11 protein-coding genes are annotated in these 23,122 nt (G+C 43.1%); 5 read left to right on the top strand and 6 right to left on the bottom strand.

Annotated elements, in window-relative coordinates:
* Positions 1–3,324: a VCBS repeat-containing protein gene (locus tag B4Q04_RS01440; protein ID WP_088695790.1), complete on the bottom strand. Its 3,324-nt coding sequence runs from the start codon at positions 3,322–3,324 to the stop codon at positions 1–3.
* A gap of 172 nt (positions 3,325–3,496) precedes the next feature.
* On the opposite strand from B4Q04_RS01440, the gene B4Q04_RS01435 reads away from it, so the two are divergent.
* Positions 3,497–5,149 (top strand): solute:sodium symporter family transporter, encoded by a 1,653-nt coding sequence (locus B4Q04_RS01435; protein WP_013992623.1) that lies wholly within the window; start codon positions 3,497–3,499, stop codon positions 5,147–5,149.
* A 115-nt stretch (positions 5,150–5,264) separates the two neighbouring features.
* Here the strand turns inward: B4Q04_RS01435 and dinB are convergent, their stop codons facing one another.
* From dinB to B4Q04_RS01420, 3 genes are all read right to left on the bottom strand, one after another.
* The gene (gene dinB / locus B4Q04_RS01430) at positions 5,265–6,482 is read right to left on the bottom strand and encodes a DNA polymerase IV (protein ID WP_013992622.1); all 1,218 of its coding nucleotides are present in this window, start codon (positions 6,480–6,482) and stop codon (positions 5,265–5,267) included.
* Complete coding sequence (locus B4Q04_RS01425; protein WP_088695789.1) at positions 6,475–9,453, bottom strand: DNA polymerase III subunit alpha; 2,979 nt, start codon at positions 9,451–9,453, stop codon at positions 6,475–6,477. Before B4Q04_RS01425 ends, dinB begins: the two co-directional genes overlap by 8 nt.
* A gap of 276 nt (positions 9,454–9,729) precedes the next feature.
* Positions 9,730–12,576: a glycoside hydrolase family 2 protein gene (locus B4Q04_RS01420; RefSeq protein ID WP_236630954.1), complete on the bottom strand. Its 2,847-nt coding sequence runs from the start codon at positions 12,574–12,576 to the stop codon at positions 9,730–9,732.
* A gap of 217 nt (positions 12,577–12,793) precedes the next feature.
* On the opposite strand from B4Q04_RS01420, the gene B4Q04_RS01415 reads away from it, so the two are divergent.
* On the top strand, positions 12,794–13,939 hold the full coding sequence (locus B4Q04_RS01415; protein ID WP_123772316.1) for a helix-turn-helix domain-containing protein: 1,146 nt from the start codon (positions 12,794–12,796) through the stop codon (positions 13,937–13,939).
* A 106-nt stretch (positions 13,940–14,045) separates the two neighbouring features.
* Here B4Q04_RS01415 and B4Q04_RS01410 read toward each other — a convergent pair whose 3' ends face one another.
* Together B4Q04_RS01410 and B4Q04_RS01405 are read right to left on the bottom strand one after the other, a co-directional pair.
* Positions 14,046–15,572, bottom strand: coding sequence for a RagB/SusD family nutrient uptake outer membrane protein (locus tag B4Q04_RS01410; protein ID WP_088696362.1), 1,527 nt, complete (start codon positions 15,570–15,572; stop codon positions 14,046–14,048).
* A 7-nt stretch (positions 15,573–15,579) separates the two neighbouring features.
* Entirely contained in the window at positions 15,580–18,666 is a 3,087-nt protein-coding gene (locus B4Q04_RS01405; protein WP_088695786.1) for a SusC/RagA family TonB-linked outer membrane protein, read from the bottom strand.
* A gap of 346 nt (positions 18,667–19,012) precedes the next feature.
* Between B4Q04_RS01405 and B4Q04_RS01400 the strand changes: the two genes are divergently transcribed.
* The 3 genes from B4Q04_RS01400 to B4Q04_RS01390 all read left to right on the top strand — a co-directional run bounded on the left by B4Q04_RS01400 (position 19,013) and on the right by B4Q04_RS01390 (position 23,122).
* Positions 19,013–20,047: a LacI family DNA-binding transcriptional regulator gene (locus tag B4Q04_RS01400; RefSeq protein ID WP_088695785.1), complete on the top strand. Its 1,035-nt coding sequence runs from the start codon at positions 19,013–19,015 to the stop codon at positions 20,045–20,047.
* A gap of 73 nt (positions 20,048–20,120) precedes the next feature.
* The gene (gene pgmB / locus B4Q04_RS01395) at positions 20,121–20,783 is read left to right on the top strand and encodes a beta-phosphoglucomutase (protein ID WP_013992615.1); all 663 of its coding nucleotides are present in this window, start codon (positions 20,121–20,123) and stop codon (positions 20,781–20,783) included.
* A 35-nt stretch (positions 20,784–20,818) separates the two neighbouring features.
* A complete protein-coding gene (locus B4Q04_RS01390) occupies positions 20,819–23,122 on the top strand; it encodes a glycoside hydrolase family 65 protein (RefSeq protein WP_088695784.1) in 2,304 nt (767 codons plus the stop codon).

Below are 23,122 nucleotides of genomic sequence, written 5' to 3'. Positions count from 1 at the left end.
TTAGTTGTTGCTTTTTCTTGATAAGAAAACCGGAACATCGTTGTTTATACCAACGATATAGACCGGGTGGTTGTTAATTCTAATTTTGGCAATGCTTCTTGCTGACCCTTCAATATTGAAATCTTGGCCGTCTGACCACTCGAAATCGCCCTTGCCATTGTTGCGTAAAATGATACCGTGGGAAGCATCCATTCGGCCTAGTTGGGTACTTATTTCGGTAGAGTTGCCTACAATTAATAGGTCTTTAAAGCCGTCATTGTCAAAGTCATCTACTGCAATATCATGAATTGTGGAGGCTTGTGCAATAGTTGGGAGCGCTTTTATATTAAAATTGCCAACTCCATCGTTTTCGTAAAACGAACTTTGTAATTCGTAGACCTTTTTTTGGTCAGATTTTGTCAATTTCTCTTTTGAGAAGAGGTCGAAAACCGAAGCTTGGGCAAAGTCTTTATAAGATAAAAACCGTTTGTTCAAATAGGGCAATTGTTTGACGAGTTCGTCTTTTGAGGCAAAGGGGGTTTCTTTGTGGTGATGAAAATAGGTGACTATAGGGTCTATGTTTCCGTTTTCGTCAAAATCGGCATTGTAAAGGGTGATCGCTTCGGTGGCAGATGCCCTGAACTTGCTGTTGAGTCCCCAATTTCCTGCAACAAAATCGATATCGCCGTCATTGTCAAAGTCATCGGCCACAACTACGTTCCACCAGCCATTGGTGTTTTTGAGTGCAGGGTCTTTCCGGGGCTGTAAACTTTTTCCATCATTGTAAAAGATGCTGACCGGCATCCAATGCCCTACGGCTATAAGGTCTTGAAACCCATTTCCGTCCAAATCCGTCCAAATAAAATCTTTTACGTTGCCTACGCCTTTAAACGCCTTTCCGAAGGTGTCGGATACGTCGGTAAAGTTTCCTGAACCATCGTTTTCAAATATATATTGCGAAGGCGTGGTACCGAACTGGTGCGGGACCTGGTCGGAGGCTATGATGAGGTCGAGGTCGCCGTCATTGTCAAAATCTACGGAGCCTACCTTTGAAGCATTGGGAGAAATATTGGAGAACTGCTGGTCTTCTTTTTTGAATTGCCCCTCGTGGTTTCGATAAAACCTTGGCTGTAGGGGCTTTCCCGATTGAAATTCGTTACCGCCACTGACAATGATGAGATCTTGGTCGCCATCGCCGTCGGCGTCAAAAATGAGCTGTGATAGGTCTTCGTTAATGGCGTCTTCCTCAAAGAGCCCCGTTTGCTCTTCTTTGAATACACCGTTCGGTCGTTGCACGAACAAAGCCGTAGCTTGGCCCTTTCCACCACCGATTAAAATATCGTCGAGACCATCTGCATTGATGTCGGCCACTGAAATTTCGGGACCTTCATTGGTATTGGCAAAAGGAACCAAGGGACTTCGGTTGAATTCAAGGGTAGGGCTGTCTTTATGGTAGAAACCAAGGAAGTCGTTTTTGTTGTGTAGTAAGGTGGCCGCAGATGTTTTAGGCGTTTCGTAATAATTTCCACGGGCCTCTGAAATGCTCAGTTCTATTTTTTGGTCGGCTTGCAGGTTTTTTAGGGTTTGAAATTTTCCGCCCGGCCATATCACTTTTACCGAATCGAGAACTGAATCTTTACCTATGCCCAAATGCAGTCGGGGCGATACCGATGATAAGTATCCCCTGCTGACGAAATTTTCAGCGCTTATGGCCTTATTCTTGCTATAGGCGATGACTTTTGCCCCAATACCGAACAAGTTGCTCGGGGCTCCTTTAAAACCGATATTTAAAAAATGGTTTTCCGCAGTCGTTTCGCTGGTGTTTTCCAGAACAAAGGCCTCTTGGTCGACATTGTTCACTACAATATCTAAGTCGCCGTCATTATCAAGGTCGGCATAAACACTGCCGTTGCTGTAACTCTTTTCTAGGTCGGACCATGTTTTGGATACGTTTTCAAAAGTCAGGTCACCTTTGTTCCTGAAAAAGTAATTCGGTTCTTTTTTATGGGGCATTTCATCAATAAAGGCCATGTCTTCTTCGGTCATGCCTTCTTCAATACGTTTTTGAATATTGTCGTTGGCAATAAAGTTGATGAAGTCCATATCGTTGGTGGCCCCTTTGATTCCGTTTGAAACAAAAAGGTCTTTTAGTCCGTCGTTATCATAGTCCGCCAGCAGGGCTCCCCATGACCATTCGGTAGCGGAAATACCGGCTAAATGGGCTATTTCGCTAAAGTTGCCGTGGCCGAGGTTGAGGTGCAGGGTATTCTGCATGTATTGGGGGGCATAACCGTTCCGTAAGTAGTTTTGATAGGTGGGATAGGGATATTCCAGTCCTGATGTTTTGTAGGTTTCCAGGTTTTCGGGAAGCATATCTAGGGAAACAATATCCGTGAGACCGTCGTTATTGATATCGGCCAGGTCATTGCCCATTGAAAAGTGGGTGGTATGCCCTAACTTCTTGTCGTTTTCAGAGATGATTTCTTTAAATGTGCCGTCTTTTTGATTGATGTAGAGGTAGTCGTTCTCAAAAAAATCATTACCTACGTATACATCGGGATAGCCATCATTGTTGACGTCGCTTATGCCAAGGCCAAGGCCGTATCCGATTTCACCTTGAAAAATATGGGCTTCGGAAGAAACATCTACAAATTTTCCGTTTTCATTTTTGTAAAGTCGATCGCCGGATAAGGGGGCGGTCTTTTTTCTTTTGCTTCCCTTGCCATAGGTGCGGTTGGGGTGTACCGAGTGGTTGAGGAGAAACAGGTCTAGGTCACCATCAAGATCGTAATCGAAAAATGCGGCTTGGGTCGAAAATCCCGAGAAATCAAGTCCGTATTTCTTTGCTTCCTCCTTAAAAACAGGGTTTCCGTCTTTGTCATTACCTTGGTTTACATAGAGCAGGTTCGAGCCTTCCATATGTTTGTACTTGCCGACTTTACAGATGTAGAGGTCTAGCAGTCCGTCATTGTTGATGTCGACATGGGTGACTCCGGTGGTCCATCCCTCGGTATTGTTGATGCCCGCTTTTTGGCTTATTTCCTTGAATTTGAGGCCGCCCTGGTTCAGGTAAAAATGGTCTGCCGCCTCATTGGCCGTAAAGTAGAGGTCTACGCTTCCGTCATTATTAAAATCCGCTGCCGCTATTCCAGCCCCGTTGTAATAGTAGAGATAGTTAAGTATGTTAAGCTCGGGGGTGTTCTTGAGGGCGTTTTTAAAGGTGATTCCCGTCTGGGAATTCTTACGTTTTTGAAATAGGAATGGGGGTTCCTGCTTTTTTTCTGAGCAGGAAAGTATAAAAAAGGACAGCGTCCCGACCCAAATTAAAACCAGTGCTTTTTTCATAGTAAAAATCATCTGCAAGATAATCAAAGCCCAGAGGTATAGAAAATTACAGGCCTGTGAAATTTTATCTTAATTTATGAGGCATATGTGATATCGCATATATTGTCTGTTAAACCTTGAGTTTTTCGCAAATAATCCAATATATTTAGCCGAAATATCAAACCAGTTTATAATGATAGGAATTTTGTCTTTTGTTGGCTTTACCGCTTTGGTGGCCATAATATCTTACTTTGCTACACGAACGACGGATGAGAAATCTTCTGATGGTTATTTTTTGGGAGGAAGGAGCCTTACGGCCGGTGTTATCGCCGGATCCTTATTGTTGACCAACCTTTCTACCGAACAAATTGTAGGTCTTAACGGGCAGGCATATACCGAGGGAATCGTTGTGATGGCCTGGGAAACCTTGGCGGCTATAGCCATGGTAATAACGGCGATTTTTTTGTTGCCCAGATATTTAAAAGGGGGGATTACTACGGTTCCCCAATTTCTAAAAGATCGCTATGATGTTACTACAAAGACCCTTACTTCGGTTTTGTTCCTTACAGGCTATGTGGTGGTATTATTGCCGACCATTCTTTATTCGGGTGCGCTTGCTATTAGCACCATGTTCGATTTGCCCACTATGCTGGGAGTTTCCGATAGTACGGCCCTAAACCTCAGTATTTGGGGAATAGGCATTATCGGTTCTATCTATGCGGTGTTTGGTGGACTTAAGGCGGTTGCCGTTTCAGATACGATAAATGCGGTAGGGTTGTTGATAGGTGGGCTTTTAATACCCGTTTTCGGGCTTATGGCCATTGGGGATGGAAGTGTATTCGGCGGTTTAGACGTACTATATCAGTCCAATCCCGATAAATTCGATTCTACCGGGGAGATTACCAATAGTGTGCCGTTTTCTACCCTTTTTACCGGTATGATGCTGATCAATCTGTTTTATTGGGGTACCAACCAGCAGATTATACAAAGGGCACTGGGGGCGAAGAACCTGGCCGAAGGGCAGAAAGGACTGTTATTGGCCTCCTTTATTAAAATTTTAGGGCCCTTGATCGTAGTGCTTCCGGGTATTATCGCCTTCCATTATTTTCAGGGCGGATTGGAAATGCCGGATCAAGCCTATCCTGCATTGGTAAATGCCGTATTGCCAAAATATTTGGTCGGTTTCTTTGTGGCCGTTCTTTTCGGGGCGATCCTGAGTTCTTTCAACAGTGTATTGAACAGCTCGGTAACCCTTTTCGGTCTTGATGTTTACAAACAACATATCAATCCTGACGCAACGGAGCAAACGGTGGTGCAATACGGTAAGATTTTTGGTATCGTACTGGCCATTGGGGCAATGCTCATCGCTCCTTTGATCTCTAATGCCGGCAGCCTTTTTGCTTACTTGCAAGAGTTGAACGGTATTTATACCATTCCGATATTTACCATAATCGTTGTGGGCTATTTGACCAAGCGTGTACCTGCCATTGCGGCAAAGATCGGTATCATTGCCGGTGTGGTCCTGTATTGCTTCAGCCAGTTCTACTTACAGCCGATGTTCGTTGATGGTGCTTTGGAAGAGGCCGCCGCTGCCGGAATAACCGACCCTGAGGCCTTGGCCTTGATAAAGGCGGAAGCTTACCCTCACTTTATACATATCATGGCCATTCTGTTTGTACTGAATGCGACTATTATGTTGGTTATCGGTAAAATATGGCCGAACGAAAAACCATTTGAACTCGAGTACACGGAACAGGTATCGATTGAGCCTTATAAATATGTAAAACAGATAGGTATCGTTATCTGTTTGATCGTTGTGGCACTGTACGTGTATTTTGCCAAGTAGGATATATTTTTAAAAAGAAAAGGCCTTGCATTAGTTTTAGACGGTGCAAGGCCTTTTTGTTTTAGGAAGATTTTGTTTGCGAAGGAGGGGTATGGCCGACAGGAATAGCTATAAATTACCTTCTTCTATTCGGTAAGAGGGGAGGGGGCTCCCCGGAAAAAGGATTCCATCGGCTGATGCTTTTGGCTTCCATTCCAGCGGCACTGATAACGGAGCGGTCTCCGTAGCGCTCGCGCATTTTGTCTATGGCAAGGCTAAGGCGTATCAGTTTTTCGTTGTCTTCAAATAGGTTGATCTGATGCCCGCCCTCTACCAAATGACTGAACCTAACACCGATTAAACGAACCAGCAGGCGCCTGTTGTAGAGTTTTTCGAACAAGTTCAGAACAACGGGCAATATGCTGCTGTCGAGGGAGCTGTAAGGTATTTTCTGTTGTTGTGTATAGGTTTGAAAATCGGAATAGCGTATTTTAAAGGTGATGCAGGCCGTTAGTTTATTGCCCCTTCTTAACTGATAGGCTAAATTTTCGGCCATGGCTATAGTGATGCTTTTTAGCTTTTTAATGTCTGTGGTGTCTTTGTCGAAGGTGCGTTCCGTAGATATCGATTTTCGTTCGTGATATTGGATTACGGGGCTGTTGTCTATGCCGTTGGCTTTCTTCCAAATACTCAATCCGTTTTTACCCAGTACCTTATGCATTAATTGCATGGGCATTTGTTGTACGGTGACAATTTTTTTGATTCCCAGATCGCATAGCGATTTATAGGTGACCTCGCCGACCATGGGTATTTTTCGTACGGATAGGGGGGCCAAGAAGGGTTTTTCCGTACCCTTGAAAACCCTGATTTGGTTATTGGGCTTGGCCTGTCCCGTGGCTATTTTGGATACCGTCTTATTGGTCGATAGCCCAAAGGAAATCGGCAATCCCGTCTCCCTGATGATCCGTTGCCTAAGTTCGATGGCCATTTGATGGCATCCGAAAAATTTGTCCATTCCCGTTAGGTCTATAAAAAATTCATCTATCGAACTTTTCTCATATAGGGGCACACTGTCTTTGATTACCTCGGTAACCAGGTTTGAATATTTGCTGTAGGTTGTGGCATTGCCTCTTAGCACAATGGCTTCGGGGCAGAGTTGTTTGGCCATACGCATGGGCATGGCCGAATGAATACCGAACTTTCGGGCTTCGTAACTGCATGAGGCTACTACCCCTCGGTCTGATGTGCCCCCGATCAATATGGGCTTGTGGTTTAGACGACTGTCTTGCAAGCGCTCGCATGACACGAAAAACGTATCGAGGTCCATGTGTACTATAGCTCTTTCTTCAGACATGGGACAAGGTTGTATTATGGTTATCCGAATATCTTGGGTCTTCAATAATGGCCTGGCGGTACATGGTCGTTACTTCAATATTGACGCACTCAAATTCTTCCATTACTTTTCCGGTGATGGAGTAGATGCCCTTTCCCCTAAATGGAAATTTGGCCGCTACGGGAGGAAAGTGAACGGTATCGATAAAGTCGCCGCTTCGGTCTAAAAATGTACCGAAGTACATGGGTTTTCCGTTTGAGGTAGCGGTATTTTTTGTGGCTACCAAATAGCCTTCAATAGTAACGATCTTGCCTTTATAAGAAAGTAGCTCGCTAGCCCTCAAAGCATTCTTTTTTGGGGAGGCGAGTAAATCGAACGGATTGCACAATGGAAAGCCTAAAAGTTCATATTCGTCAAAGGCGTTTTCTAGTTCGCTACTTTTTAGTTCAGGGGTTTTATACGATATTTTTTCTGAACGGAACAAGGTGTTGACATGCTCTTCTTTGGGAATCTTGCTTGTTTGTAGGTAGGCAGACCAAAGAAGTTCCCTTTTATTGCTTCCGGTAAAACGAAATGCATTGATTTTAATGAGTATGGCCATCTGTTCTGTTGAAATGGAGACCCTATCGATAAAATCGTCAAGGTTTTTGTAGGTCCCATGTTGTGCCCTGTCGGCAAGTATTTTTTCTACCGTACGGGTTTCCAAATCTTTTAGAAGGCTAAAGCCGAGATAGATTTTTTTCCCTTGTACCCGGGTTAGGTATTCACTATGGTTGATACAGGGCGCTTCAATAAGGGCCCCGTGCATCTTGGCCTCGTGTATGTACAGTTCCCGATTGTAAAAGCCACCGCCATTGTTGAGCGTGGCCACCATGTATTCTATAGGGTAGTATGCCTTTAAGAAAAGGCTCTGATAGCTTTCAACGGCATATGAGGCAGAATGTCCCTTGGCAAAGGCATAGCCGGCAAAACTTTCGATTTGCCTCCAGATATCACGGGTTACCGCATCGGGCTTGCCATCAGCCTTGCAATTGTCGAAAAACCGTTGTTTTACTTTTAGGAACTCGTCTCGGGAGCGAAATTTTCCCGACATCCCCCGACGTAGCATATCGGCCTCGCCCAGTGTTAGCCCGCCAAAGTGGTGTGCCACTTTAATGACGTCTTCTTGGTAGACCATAACGCCAAAAGTTTCGGGCATAATGTGCAATAGAACAGGGTGGGCCTCTTTTCGGCGTTCGGGGTAACGGTAGCGTAAAATATACTCCCGCATCATTCCTGACTTTGCCACTCCCGGTCGAATGACCGAACTTGCGGCGACCAGGCCTAAGTAGTTGTCGACCTGTAATTTTTTTAAAAGCATACGCATGGCGGGCGATTCTACGTAAAAGCAGCCTATGGCCTTGGCATTTTTCAATAAGTGTTTAATACGTTGGTCTTCCTTGAACCGTTTGATGTCATGAATATCTATCGACTTTATGTTCCTGTGGTTTTTTGTTATGATTTCAACGGCGTCCTTAATCTTTCCTAGGCCGCGTTGACTTAGAATATCGAATTTGTACAGACCGATATCTTCGGCGACCACCATGTCGATTTGTGTGGTGGCGAAGCCTTTGGGAGGCATAAAAGTGGCGCAATAATGGTGTATGGGCTTTTCCGAAATTAAAACACCTCCGGCATGAATGCCCAAGTAATTTGGGAAGCCTTGTATATACCGACTGTATTTTATGACCAGTTGTGAAAGTCTATCGAGCTGGTTGATGTCATATTTGCCTTTGCTAAGTATATCTATCTCTGATTTGGGCAGGCCAAAAACCTTTCCCAGTTCACGTACCGATGCCCTAAACTTAAAAGTATTGTAAACGGTAATGAGGGCGGTATTCTTAAACCGTTCGAACATAAACCGGGTGATGTCATCCCTGTCCGACCAAGAAAAATCAATGTCGAAGTCAGGGGGATTTTGGCGGTATAGGTTGATGAAGCGCTCAAAATACAGGTCAAGTTCTATGGGGTCTACATCGGTTATCCGCAGTAAATAGGCAATGATGCTATTGGCCCCGCTGCCGCGACCTACATAAAAGTATCCTTTGCTTCTTGCGTATTTTAAAATTTTCCAATTGATCAAAAAGTAAGAAACGAAACCTTTCTCCTTTATAATGTTCAATTCTTTTGACACCCGACTGTATATGGTTTCGTCTACTTTTTTATAACGATAGGGTATGCCGTGATAAGCAAGCTTTTGAAGCAAACGAAAATCCAGTTCTTCGTTTTGGGTATACGAACGCTGGTTGTTGGGCGTGGTTTTTGAAAAATCAAATTTAATATGGCAGCTATCAAGTAATCGTTTTGTGTTTTCTGTCAATTCAGGAAAATCGACGGCAATCCGCTCCCTTGCTTCAGCAGTTAAGAAACGGTCGGTTTCACTACCTTGTTCGTGCTCAGGTAATTTGCTCAACAAGGTGTTGTTGTCGATGGCCCGCAAAAGGCGATGGGTGTTGAAGCCTCTTTTGTCGCGAAAGGATACTGTGTGCAATAGCACCAATTTATCCGTTTCAAAAGTGCTTTTCGAAAATTTTAAATGGCGTAATTTTTTTGGTGCGACCCCTAGGTATTCGTTTTTGTTCAGAAGACGGTCTTTTCCTTTTTCAAAGGGATAGATCACAAAACAGTCCTCCATTTCAATAGGGCTTTCCGGTATGATCGCCCCTGGTCGGTGCAAAAAGGAAGATAGATAGGCATTGATGCGCCTAAAGCCATCATTGTTCTTGGCTAGGATTACAAATTGCTGGTCGACCCCGTTTCTGAAGTCTACACCTAAAACCGGTTTGATACCATAATTCGGGGCCAGACGTACAAAATCGAGGCAGGCTGAGGTATTGTTGATATCGGTCAATGCCAAAACCCCATTGTTGTTCTCGGCCGCCAAAGCCAAAAGTTCTTCTGGTTTTAATGTGCCATAGCGAAGGCTGTAATAAGTATGACAGTTCAAATACATGCGCAAGGGATTTTGAGAAAGGCGGTTGTATCTGTGCTTATGGTAACGGACAGGTTTGCAGTTGTTTCTGCAGATCTACTAAAGTGTAAAAGGACGGGCGGTGAGAGAATCTTTTGCATAACTATCCTTTAAAAAATTGGATAGCTAAATTATGGAATAATTCCTAATATATGGATTATATCCAATAAATGATAGTGTTAAAATTGAAAAGCCCTGCGTTACACAGGGCTCTCGGTTATAGATATGTTTTTTTGGTCTTAATGAAGGGGTATATATCTAAAATTCAAAGCTCAGATGTATAGTTATGGGTTCATCGTCGTTTCCAAAGTAGTTTTCCGAATTTCCTTGAGGTCCCATTTTGTCTCCTGTTTGAAATTTGGTTCCAATTGCGGGAATGTTTTTTACGAAGGAAATATCGCCTTCCGGAAAATCTACCGAAACCCTATGGTTGGGATCTTCTTTAGGATGCTGGGGGGTAAGCATGCGCAAAAAGGTATTTTCGGAATTACAATATACCGTAAAACCGTTGTTGTTTTTCCCTTTTACTTTTACCCAATACAGGCTCGAAAAGAATCCTTTAAATTCTGGGTATACAAAACCGGATTCACCGGTAACGGTATTGTTGTAATCGTTTTCCCAAACTTGAAATTTGGTGCCCTTCATTCTGTTCCGCCATACGCGATAGGGGCCATCACCCAGCCATTTCATACCGCTAACTTCAGATTCGGGAAAAGAAAAGGTAATGCCCTTAAACCCCTTTACTATTTTTTTGCCTTTAATTTCTACATGTAGGTCCAACAGGCCGTTGGAGTGTACGGTCCATTTGATGACATCGGAACTATACTCTTTATGGCTGGCCCAACTGGGCGACTTATCCGATGCTTCGAAAACGGTAAGAATCTCTACCTTGCCTTTAAGTTTGTTGATCTTTACGGATTCGATTTTGTCTTTATGGTCAAAAATTATCGGGCCATTATTAAAAGGAATAATTTTACCTGCCTTCTTCACCTCTTCTAACAAAGTTGTTTTTTCTGAAAAGCTATACTGAATCCCATTCGCTACAACCTTTATTCGTCCGGCTTCGGTATGGGTTGAGATTTCCCCTTCTTCCGATAGGTCGATGTAGGTTTCGTTTATTTTCTTAGGAATTTTTATGGGGTAGGACCATGTAAATATTTCGGAGCCATTAGGGGCCGTTGCCGTTAAGTACAAGGCATCTGCGGTTTGCCAGTTATTGGGGAGGTCAACTTTAAACTCTCCTTTTGTAACAGGGGCCAGATTTGGTAATGCAACTGTGGTTTCGGATATGGTCTTAACCTTATCCGTTCCTTTGGGGCCGTCGAACCGTACCCATTTAGCTATCATTTTAATTTCGTTTAAATGGGTAAAGTGATACCTGTTCTCTATCCTAAAAACACCGTTGAAGTCCGGTTTTATATAGCGGTCTTCTATGTATATCGGAGACCAGATTTCCTTAATGCTAAAGTAACTGGCCTCTTTTTCGCCATAGGGTCCGACGATACCATCGGCTGCATGATTGCCATCGGTATCTAGTATTCCTTTTTTATCTGTTCGAACCACGGCCTCATCTGCAAAGTCCCATAAAAACCCTCCGGCAGCTAGGGGCATATTCCACATCTGTTTCCAATAATCGTCTAAGCCCGCGCCGTGTCCACCGTCGTATAGGCCGTGCAAAAACTCGGTAGGGAAGTATATTTTGTCTTTTGCATAGGTGTCGTATGCAAAAACGTGATAGCTGGGGTAGTGCATTGTATTCGTCTTTCTGAAGATGTTCCATGGGTGGATGACTTCCCGTTGTTGGATGTCCCATTTGGCATAATCATCATCGAGGGCGGTGTTCCATCCGGTTTCATTGCCATTGGCCCAAAGGAGAATGGAGGGGTGGTTGACGTCTCGAACCACGGTTTCCTTAACAATTTTTCGGCCCACTTTGGTATCTAGATGGGGCGAATGCCAAGTGCACACTTCATCTATAACAAAAAGTCCCAGTGAATCGGCAACGTCTAAAAAGTGGGGGTCTGGTGGGTAGTGCGACATACGAACGGCATTCATGTTCATGTCTTTCATCATTTTTACATGTTCTATACTTAGTTCTTTAGATGTGGTTCTACCGGAGGACGGATAGAACGAATGCCTGTTCACCCCTTTGAACTTAATGCGTTGCCCGTTTACGTATATCCCGTCGCCTTCAAGAACTTCAACGGTTCTAAAACCTATGCGTTCTAGGGTCTTGTGTAGAATCTCCCCTTTTTTGTTCAAAAGTTCAATATTCAAGAAGTACAGTTGTGGTGATTCTGGGTTCCATGATTTGATATCATGGGCTTTTGTTGAAACGTGCCATTTTCCTTGTTCCTTGCTGATATCGGTAAGGGGGAGTTCTTGCAGTTTGTTATGGCCGAGGTCTGATAGGGAAAGGCGTAGCGATTGCGCCTTTTTAGATGTTGTAAAGATATCGGCTTCTAGACTTCCGTCGGCTTTGGCGTTGATGGCGACACGTTCTATGTTTTCTTTTGGAAAAGCTTGTAGGTAGACCGGTCTAAAAATTCCACCGAAAATCCAGAAATCGGCTTCACGCTCGGCGTGATTGATGGAGGAGTTGGAAGAAGCCTTGTTGACCTTGACTTCCAACATGTTTTTTTCACCGTATTTCAAAAGGTGTGAAATAGAGTACTTGAATTCATAGAAGGCCCCTTGGTGCACCTCGCCGGCCAATTTTCCGTTGATCTTGACCTCGGCATCGGTCATAACGCCTTCAAATACGATTTTTATTTCCTTGTTCCTCCATTTTTTAGGGAGGTCGAACTGGTATTTGTAGCGTCCGTACTCGTTCTTGCGTACCTTGAAATCGTCCTTGCCGTAGTTGTAGTAACCAAAACCCTGTAATTCCCAACAAGACGGAACACCGATGGTCGTCCATTTGCCGCTGTTCATTCCATCGGAACAGAAGAACTCCCAGTCTACCATATCGTCCTTTCCCGTGCCGGAAAGGTACATTTTTTCGGTTTCGACCTCGTTGGGTTCCGTATTCGATTGCATGGCATTCGCGCCGAACATGCAGAGCAGGGTGAATAGTAATACGCTAGAGCTTATATTCATTTTCATGGTTAGGATGTATTAATGGCATGAATGCCGTGTCGGTTTGTTTTATCGATTGCCTATGCCCTTGCCAAAAGTGTATTGGGGTAGGGAATGGCGTTGAAATCAATGGGGTAAATGTATATTTTACGCTTTATTCTTAGTACTTTAACCCTTCTTTAACGGTAGCTATAACGGTTAAAGCAGATTTGAAACTACCTATTTTATTGTATTCTTCATGCATTTGAGCGAAAAACTTGAACAAGAGATTGTTTCTAAAATTAAGGAAAGTGAAACCTTTAAAAACGCCCCGACCAGCAGAGGGCTACTTCAGTATTTGTACGAGGCGACCAAGAAAGGAACCCATTTAAAGGAAGCCGTAATAGAACTCGAATTCTTTAAGGATGATCAGGTCGAAGAAAAGAACAATCCGAGGGTCAGGGTCAATATATACAACTTGAGAAAAAAGTTACTGGCCTATTACGAGAGCGAGGGCAGTGCCGAAGCTTGGCAGTTAAAAATCGATAAAGGGCAGTATAAAGTGCGGTTTGTCAAGAAACAGGTGTCGGTAGGATGGGCAAAAAAAATAGGCTGGAGGCAAGTACTCCCGTACGGATTGTTGCTTCTTGCGTTGGTAGCCTTGTTGGTGGCCTACATGCCTCCTAAAACACCATCGCTATGGAGGTCTTTTCTCGGTTCCGGTGCTTCTACCAACCTTGTTCTTGGAGATCACTTTGGGGCTATGGGACAAACCTTGACCGGGGGGAAGGGGTGGACCCGTGATTTTGAGATCAACAATATTGATGAATTCTACGATTTATTGGAAAGAAAACCCGAGTTGAAGGGGATGCTCCATCCTGCGAAGTACAGTTACACTACCCGTATGGCGGCAATGGCCTCGCAACGGTTTCAGCAGTTTTTTCAGCGCTATGACAAAGGGTTTTCCATCAGGTTCTCTACCCAGACTACCTTGCCTGAAATCAAAGAGGGAAATGCCATTTATGCCGGGCCTTTGAAAAACGAGAACCAATTCATAGGTTTTTTTAACGATGCTAACCCGTTTTTCACCTTAACATCGCGAACATTGGTACTTTCGGGGCATCCTAGCCTAGAGGATACCTCGTGGAGCATGGGGTCTACCTTGGTAGATGAAGAATATGCGATTGTCTCAAAATACCCGAGTATTGGCAATACCGAACACTTTGTGTTTTTCTCCCAACACGATATCGGTGTGAGTGCTACTGCGGAATATTTTACGGATAAGGATAGTCTTCAGAAGTTCGAGGCCGATCATCTGAAGGGGAAAAAGTATTTTACGGCCCTGTTCAAGGTCAAAGGACAGCATAGGGTCGACACAGATTTAAAATTGGAAATGGTCGTTGGCTTTTAATAGTTGTGAAAGGCTGTTTTTGAAGTAGGATACATTCGCCTCTGTTATAAAAAAAAAGGCCCCGACTGTTAAGTCGGAGCCTTTTTAAACACTTAAATCGTAAACTCTAGTATCCTGGATTTTGAACTAGGTTGGGATTGGAGATTATAGCTGTTGCAGGAATAGGGAACAATGTTTTTGTTTCGTCTCCTGAAGTTTCTTTATACTGCCATGGTGCCGTGAATTGGCCGAAGCGAATCAAATCGTTTCTTCTCCATAATTCCATATAAAGTTCTCGTCCCCTTTCAGCTAGTAAATCACTTTCTGAAACTGTAGGTAAAGGAGTAGCTTCCCTAATTACACGAAGTTCGTTTACCAAATCTGTGGGGTCTCCACCACTTCTCATAATAGCTTCTGCTTTCATAAGGTGGGCGTCAGAATATCGAAAAACAATTTTATGATTGGCAAAGGCGCCATTTTCTGGATGGTATTTAATTACGCGTATACCCGTAACCTCGTTGTTTACTATAAGTCCGTTTGGCAATTCCTTTGTGAAGGCAAGGGGATTACCTTGGCGGTCTTTTAGAGGCTTTCCTTCAGCATCGTATTGTTGACCTATTAAAAATCCGTATCCGATGCCGTAATGTGATCCATCGGTTGGGACAAAACCTCTTCTTTCTTCTTGGTTAGATCCAGGTATGTTTATGTCTGGGTCTCCTTCAAAAGAATCGTAAAACTCAGCTAAGGTCGTAAAACCATTCCAACCACCAGATTGATCGGGTACTACTTGGTTGTAATGGAGTGAGTTCCAAATATTGTTACCTGCACTGGATGTAGTGAAGAGTATGGTTTCATTATCTACATCTTCTTTAAACAAATCGAAGAAACCGGCTTGTAAATCAAAGCCATCAGCTTTAATATCGTCTACTAGGCTAATTACTTCTGCCATATCACCAGAGTCAGGCGTACCTGAGCCGTTATAGATGTGTTTGTTCAAAAGTATTTTTGCTAAGAGATAACGAGCTGCCGCTTTTGTAGCTTTGTTCAAACCATCACTTGGTCCGGATGCCGGTAAATCGTTAATAGCCTCGTTAAGATCAGTAATTGCAAAATCAGTAGCTTCGTTCCTAGTTAAAACCGTAGGGTTTACATCAGGCCCTTCATCGGGGGTTCTAAAAGGAACTTGGCCATATAAGTCAATTAGCCAGAACATACTTAAGGCCCTTAAAAATTTTGCTTCCGCGACTTGTTGTGTAGAAGCGCCACTTCTACTGTCGATAATTGCCGTTGCGTTGAATATGTTCTTGTTTTGGTCATTCCAAGTGTTTTTTATTCTCGGATGGGTTGCGCTCCATGTATGCGAATGTAAAGTACGCCATACACCGTTGTCACCCCAATCGGTTCCACGGGTAGGAACCAAAAATTCATCACTGCTCACTTCTTGAAGGGCAAATAGGTTTTCTTGGCTTTCAATTTGTCCGCGAAAATCGTTGTAAAGTCCCTCCAAACTCGCATTAGGGTCTTCTACACCGGTGAATTCACCGGTTAATGTAGAGAAGACAGAATCTGATTGTTCTATCTCAAGGTCCGTACAGCCAACGAATACCAAGGCTATACACCAAATAAAAATTTTACTTATGTTTTTTATCATCATAGTTTTTTTAGAATGTTGCATTTATGCCCAATGTAAATGTTCTTGGTCTTGGATATGCTGTATAGTCAATTCCTAATGAAGGAATGTTGTTTAGTGATTTTGGAACGTTTACCTCGGGGTCAAGACCTGAGTAATTTGTGATTACAAAAAGGTTTTGACCGATTAAAGATAAGCGCAGACTTTTAAAAAGACCTTCACCGCTCATCGGGAAGTTATAGCTAAGTGAAGCATTTTGTAGCCTCATAAAATCACCTTTTTCCAAGAAGCGGGTAGATACATCTGCAGCGTTAGCTCCTGACTCATTAGAAGAAACAACATCTTGAGTGACATTTTTACCTACGGCAAGAATACCTGCGGTAAAGTAGGCGTTTTGCGTATTGTTGTAAACATAGAAACCATATTGGCCAGCTAGAAAAGCATTGAAATCCCAATTTTTATAGTTTACATTGGTATTTATACCAAGATTCACTTTGGGTAATGCGCTTTTACCAACAAATTGCTGGACGTCACCGTTGGGGTAAGTCGAAAAGCCATCGGAGTCAAATCCGCCAAATTCTCTAAGATAGTAAGAAAACAAGGGTTGCCCGCCGGCAAGTAATTGTGAGTAGGCTCCAGTTAAACCGTTTCCGTTGATTTCGCCAGTTTGAATTAATCCGTCAAAATTCTTAACCTCATTATCATTGTAGGCAAAATTGAAACCTAGATTCCAACTAGCATTTTCAGCTCTAATAATATCGTAGGCCAAAGAGAACTCAATACCTTGGTTGATAACTTCGGCATCTAGGTTGCTAAAGAAAAAAGGTTGAGGAGAGGGTTGGGCAGCTTCTTGTTTCAGTAACAAATCTTTGGTGGTTTTGTGATATACATCGATGTTACCGGTCAGTCTTTGATTCGCGAAACCAAAGTCAAGTCCAATATTAGCTTGGGCGGTAGATTCCCATTTTAGGTCAGGGTTCGTAAACGAAACTGTTTCAAGGCCCGGAGGGTTGATGTTTTGGTTGTTTTCAATACTTATTGATGCAAAACGCTGTCTAGTAGTGAAGTTACCGTAACCAAGACCGTCTTGGTTACCTACAATTCCATACCCTAATCGAAGTTTTAAATTGGAAACTACTTCTGGGATAAAATCCTCTTCACCTATTTTCCAAGCAAAAGCTCCGGAGGGGAAATACCCGTATTGGTTGTTAGGTCCAAAACGTGAAGATCCATCAACTCTAAGCGTTCCTGTCAATAAATATTTTTCTGAAATAGTGTAATTCAACCTTCCGAAGAATGATTGAAGTTCATCGGTAAAGTCTTTAAAATCCCCTCTTACTGCTGAAACAGGAACTCCTCCAGGAGAAGATACACTTTCGTTTTGAGAAATGTTCGGGAACAATCGGTTTACAAAGGTACCGTTTTGGTTATATCCAAATTGTTGGTAGCTGCCGTCTAAGCTATTTTCAATTAGTAGTTTAGAAGTATTTAAATCGCGTACCATTTTGTTTAAATCCGTAGTGGAGTAGCCTACACCTTGATAGTTTCCTTCTTCTCTCCTGAAACTTTGAAAGCTGTAACCAACCAAGGCTTCCAATTTAGAATTGTCAAAATCTTTTGTATAGTTAAGGGTTACATCCATTAATTTACTAGTGGCATAAAGCTCGCTTAAAAAACCTTCTCCTTGTCCAGCGGCCTTTCCAATAGCAGTCGAGAGAGAGGATTGTGCTTGATTTTTCTTTGATCCCGAATCATCATAGCCAACAGAAACTTTTGCTTTAAGATTTTCAAGAATACTGTATTCTGCCGATAGATTAATTAGAAATCGATTTGTGTCTGTATGATCTTGATAATAATTTAAAAGTTGTAACGGGTTAATTTCCGCTCCTCCAGTCGAAAAGCTGGTACTCGCCGGCCATGTCGGATTGGCGAAGTAGGCTGACCCCAATAAATCCCCAGTAGAGCCTGCATTGTTGCTGATTGCCGCGGCTTCATCATTAATTCTGGAAAAAGTAACATTGGCATCTAATTTTAACTTGTCTTCAAAGAAACGGTGAGAGGCATTTATTCTACCTGTCATACGCTGCTGAGATGAGTTTTTGACCACACCGAATTGTTTTCCGTAGCCTAATGAAACCCGTACATTCCCTTTGCCATAGTTTTTGGCGTAGGAGATATTTTGGTTTTGCGAAGCGGCATCGCGCAAAATTAAATCTTGCCAATCGGTATCGTAACCATAGTCAAGAGCACTGGCGTCACCTCCAAACTTGGAAACAGCACTTAAATATTCTTCCCGGTTCAGAAGGTCGAATCTATTGGCAGGAGTGGAATAACTTAAGTTTGAACTCCATTCTAATTGACCTTTCCCTGTTTTTCCGCTCTTAGTGGTAATAATAACAACGCCATTGGCTCCTCTTGACCCATAAATGGCCGTAGCCGAAGCATCCTTTAAAACACTGATGCTTTCAATGTCGTTGGGGTTCAAAAAGTTTAATGGGTTTCTAGGTGAACTGTCACCTGCTCCTGTGTTTCCTCCACTGGCGGAAGTGTCTTCTCCAGATAGAGGGATGCCGTCAACAACAAATAGTGGGTTGTTGTTCGATCGTACCGATGCGGTACCTCGAATACGTATATTCATTCCAGCTCCAGGCTCACCACTTGATTGGGTTATTTGAACACCTGAGGTTTTACCTTGAATAAGTTGCTCTGGAGAAGAAATAACCCCTTGGTTGAAATCGTCTGAAGTGACAACGGCAACCGATCCCGTTGCATCCTTTACGGTTGTTGAACCGTATCCTATAATGACCACTTCGTCCAAAGCTTGGGCGTCTTCCTGTAAAGTTACGTTGATCGTAGATTGGCCGTTTACAGGTATTTCCTGAGAAGCATAACCAATATAGCTGAACACCAAAGTAGCGTCTTCGGGCACTCCGCTCAAGGTGTAATTTCCATCAAAGTCCGTTTGTGCCCCAGTGGTGGTGCCTTTTACCACAATACTTGCTCCCGGTAAAGGGCCACTGGCGTCGGAAACCGTTCCCGATACGTCTTGGGCCTGTGCTATGCCAAAGCTTAAAAAAGCCGCAAGCATAACCAGGTTTTTTAGTAGCGTAATCTTCATAAATGAATTGTTTTAAGTTGAGTTAATTAGAGTATTAAAAGTTAAATATATGTAAAAACGAGGTTAATTTTCGAACAGGACGACTCGTCCAGACTACGAAAACGGTTTCGTGTTGATAACTTTTTTATTATTCGATACTAATAATAATTGTATCGAATAAATATCAAATTAATAATAAGTGAAGGTTGAAAACGGGGAGTCGGTATGTGAATCAAAGATACATTTTTCTTTTGAATAGAAAAATGGCCCAAATTCGAGCGTAAATAGTTAAGATTGTTAAAAATTATGGAACATTCTTGTTTGCCCATATTATAGTTTAATTTCACTACATAAAAGTTATTAAGATTTGAAGCGAAAAATCACTCTAAAACAAATAGCAAGAGAATTAGAGGTATCTATCTCCACGGTTTCAAAAGCGTTAAAGGACAGTAACGAGATAAGTAAAGATACCAAACAGAAGATACAGGCCTTTGCCAAACTGTATAATTATAGACCAAACAACATAGCCTTAAGCTTAAAAAATAGAAGGACGAAGAATATAGGGGTCATAATTCCCGATATTGTGCATTACTTTTTTACCACTGTGTTCAGGGGCATAGAAAAGTATGCCAATGCGCGGGGTTACAACGTCATCGTCTGTGTGTCGGACGAATCTTATGATAAGGAGGTGGTAAATATGGAGCTGCTCGCCAATGGGAGTATCGATGGTTTTATAATGTCGATCTCTGCCGGAACACAACAGAAAAACGACTTCCATCATTTAAGGGAGGTCATGGATCAGGGCTTTCCCTTGGTGCTGTTCGATCGGGTCATAGATGGGATAGAATGCGATAAGGTGGTGATGAACGATGAGGAAATAGCATATGAAGCTACCTGTAAATTTTTGGAAGAAGGAAAAAAGAAAGTAGCTTTGGTGACTACCGAGAGTTATTTTAATGTAAGCGAAAAAAGGGCGGAAGGCTATAGGCGGGCCCTAATTGAACAAGGTGCCCATTACGACCCCAAACTCACTCTTGTGGTGCCTTTTAGGGGCGGGGAAGAATCGTGTATCGAGGCCTTTTTTGTAGAGGAAGAGTTCGATGCCGTATTATGTGTAAACGAGGTCTTTGCGGTTCAGGTTATGGGTATAGCACAAGAAAAAGGATATAGGGTGCCGGAAGATATTTCGGTTATTGGTTTTACCAATGGCCTTTTATCGCGATATTCCTCCCCAACATTGACCACCATAGCGCAGCACGGTGAGCGAATGGGGGAAGTTGCCGCGGAAATGTTGATCGAAAAACTTGAAAATGAAATCGGGTTTGAGGAAGAGGAAACCTATAGGACCGAGATTATAGAGGCTACCCTAATAGAACGAAACTCTACGGGCAAGAAAAAGTAAAATGGCCAGACACCTAACAGTGGCTGGGTCGGGTTGATGTCGGTTGATTTATAATTAAAAACATTAAAATTATATGGGAGCATCAGCGTTTATATTTGATCTTGACGGAGTCATTGTCGACACCGCAAAATATCATTATTTGGCTTGGAAAAAACTGGCCAATGAACTTGGATTTGAATTTACAAAAGAACAGAACGAACTCTTCAAAGGGGTAAGTCGTAAACGATGTCTTGAGATTCTTCTTGATATAGGGGGGATTACCGCTACCCAAGAACAGTTTGATCGATGGATGGTCGAAAAAAATGAGGACTATCTTGAGTATATAGAAAAAATGGACGCTTCGGAAATTTTGCCCGATGTGCCCAAGGTCATAGGTTTTCTGAAGGATAGAAATATTCCCATTGCCCTAGGTTCGGCAAGTAAAAATGCACGCCCTATTTTGGAAAAGGTCAAACTTTTACCTTCTTTTGATGCCATTGTTGATGGTAACGATGTAAGCAAGGCAAAACCGGACCCCGAAGTGTTTTTGATCGCGGCCCGAAAATTGAATGTGGCCCCCGAAAACTGTGTCGTATTTGAAGATGCGGTTGCGGGCATACAGGCGGCCAACAATGCCGATATGATAAGCATTGGTATCGGCGATGCCCAGATTCTTTCTGAGGCGGATTATAATTTCAACGACTTTACCGAAATGAGCCTTGCTTTTCTTGAAAGCTTGACATCGGTTCAAGCTTAAGTTCATCATCTTTTTACCCTTAAAACTTTAATCATATGCAAGAGTATATAAAAGCCGACCCCTGGTCGATAATCGAAGAGGGGTTTGATAAGGAATTGGTCAAGTCTTCCGAAAGTATTTTTAGCATCGGCAACGGGGCTATGGGGCAACGGGCCAACTTTGAGGAACAGTATTCGGGAGAAACCTTTCAAGGTAGTTATATCGCTGGGGTTTACTATCCCGACAAGACCCGTGTCGGGTGGTGGAAAAATGGCTATCCCGAATATTTTGCAAAGGTTTTAAATGCGCCTAGTTGGATTGGTATAGATGTTTATATCAATGGCGAAGCCCTAGATCTGAACACTTGTAAAAAAGTAGACCGATTTAGTCGGGAACTGAATATGAAAGAAGGTTGGTACCGCCGTGTTTTTACCGCTGTGCTGCCCAATGGCACGCAGGTGTCGGTAAAGGTTACCCGTTTCTTGTCACTTCATTTAGATGAGGTAGGGGCCATCAATTATGAAATCACCCCCGAAAATGCCGATGCGGAAATTAAGTTTGTTCCCTATTTAGATAGCGGTATTACCAACGAGGATTCCAATTGGGACGATAAGTTCTGGAACACCACCTCGGTCAGATCCGAAGCGGGTCAGGCCTTCATAGAGGCCCATACAATGAAAACCCATTTCGAGACCTGTACGTTTATGGAAAACAGATTGTTCCTCAATGGCCAGGCCTTGATCGCTAAGCTTGCGGAACATACGGCCGATATGCGCGTGGCCCATGAGTATGTTCAAACGGCCAGGCAAGGTGAGACTTTGTCGCTCCATAAATTCGGAGGGTATACCGTGTCGAGAAATCACCAGGCCTCTGCTTTGGTAGAAGCCTCAAGAACAGCCTTGGGCAAAGCTTTCGAATTGGGTTTCGATACGCTTCTCGAAAAGCAAAAACAGGCATGGGCCAAAATTTGGGAAATGAGCGATATCACGATTGAAGGCGATATTAAGGCGCAACAAGGTATCCGTTTTAATATTTTTCAGTTGAACCAAACCTATCTGGGAAAAGATTCCCGGTTGAATATTGGCCCTAAAGGGTTTACCGGGGAAAAATACGGAGGTAGCACCTATTGGGATACCGAAGCTTATTGTATCCCTTTTTATATGGCCACCAAAGACCAGAACGTTGCCCGGAGTTTGTTGAAATACCGGTACAACCACCTTGAAAAGGCTATCGAGAACGCTCAAAAATTAGGTTTTTCCAATGGCGCCGCCCTTTATCCCATGGTTACCATGAACGGGGAGGAGTGCCATAACGAATGGGAGATTACTTTTGAGGAAATCCACCGTAACGGGGCCATAGCTTTTGCCATTTACAACTACTATCGGTTTACGGGCGACTATTCGTATATCCCTGAAATGGGACTTGAGGTGCTTATTGGTATCGCGCGTTTCTGGCACCAGCGGGCGAGCTTTTCAACCGCAAAGAACAAATACGTTATCTTGGGGGTTACCGGACCCAACGAATACGAGAACAATGTCAATAATAACTGGTATACCAACTATTTGGCCAAGTGGTGCATCGACTTCGCCGTAGAGCAGTTGCAGAAAGTCGAAGACGGCTATAACGATGACTACCGTAGGGTAATAGGAAAGACCAAATTGAACGCTAGCGAGGTCGAGCAATGGAAGAAGGTGGCCGGTAATATATACTTTCCATATTCCGAGGAAAAAGGCGTGTTTTTACAACAGGATGGCTTTTTGGACAAGGAGTTGATTACGGTCGACCAGCTTCCTAAAAACCAGAGGCCTATCAATCAAAAATGGAGTTGGGACCGCATTCTTCGCTCCCCATACATCAAACAGGCCGATGTACTTCAAGGCTTCTATTTCTTTGAAGACCATTTTACGGAAGAAGAACTCGAAAAGCATTTTGATTTCTACGAACCTTTTACGGTACACGAATCTTCATTGTCGCCCTGTGTGCATAGTATACAGGCGGCAAAGCTCAATCGTATGCAACAGGCCTATATGTTTTACTTAAGAACATCGCGCCTAGACCTTGATGATTACAACAAAGAAGTGGAAGAAGGCCTGCATATTACCTCTATGGCCGGTACTTGGATGAGTATCGTAGAAGGTTTTGGGGGCATGCGGATCGTAGACGATAAACTTTCGTTCGAACCGAAAATACCGGAACAGTGGGAAGCCTATTCCTTCAAGATCAACTTTAGAAACCGAATCCTTAAAGTGACGGTAAAAAAGAATAGTACCGAATTCTTATTGAACGGTCAAGATGATATGTCGATTCGCTTAAATGGCGAGCGCGTCGTTCTCAAGCCGAACAAGCTAAAAGTCGTTTAA

It is taken from the genome of Zobellia sp. OII3, assembly GCF_002211465.1.
Classification (GTDB): Bacteria; Bacteroidota; Bacteroidia; order Flavobacteriales; family Flavobacteriaceae; genus Zobellia; species Zobellia galactanivorans.
Note: the sequence above shows the minus strand (reverse complement) of the source record. Positions and strands in the feature narration are given on the sequence as shown.

What these genes read in the sequence shown, in the direction of transcription:
- B4Q04_RS01440 (WP_088695790.1), bottom strand. Translation starts at nt 3,324, where the DNA reads ATGAAAAAAGCACTGGTTTTAATTTGGGTCGGGACGCTGTCCTTTTTT.
- B4Q04_RS01435 (WP_013992623.1), top strand. Translation starts at nt 3,497, where the DNA reads ATGATAGGAATTTTGTCTTTTGTTGGCTTTACCGCTTTGGTGGCCATA.
- dinB (WP_013992622.1), bottom strand. Translation starts at nt 6,482, where the DNA reads ATGTCTGAAGAAAGAGCTATAGTACACATGGACCTCGATACGTTTTTC.
- B4Q04_RS01425 (WP_088695789.1), bottom strand. Translation starts at nt 9,453, where the DNA reads ATGTATTTGAACTGTCATACTTATTACAGCCTTCGCTATGGCACATTA.
- B4Q04_RS01420 (WP_236630954.1), bottom strand. Translation starts at nt 12,576, where the DNA reads ATGAAAATGAATATAAGCTCTAGCGTATTACTATTCACCCTGCTCTGC.
- B4Q04_RS01410 (WP_088696362.1), bottom strand. Translation starts at nt 15,572, where the DNA reads ATGATGATAAAAAACATAAGTAAAATTTTTATTTGGTGTATAGCCTTG.
- B4Q04_RS01405 (WP_088695786.1), bottom strand. Translation starts at nt 18,666, where the DNA reads ATGAAGATTACGCTACTAAAAAACCTGGTTATGCTTGCGGCTTTTTTA.
- pgmB (WP_013992615.1), top strand. Translation starts at nt 20,121, where the DNA reads ATGGGAGCATCAGCGTTTATATTTGATCTTGACGGAGTCATTGTCGAC.
- B4Q04_RS01390 (WP_088695784.1), top strand. Translation starts at nt 20,819, where the DNA reads ATGCAAGAGTATATAAAAGCCGACCCCTGGTCGATAATCGAAGAGGGG.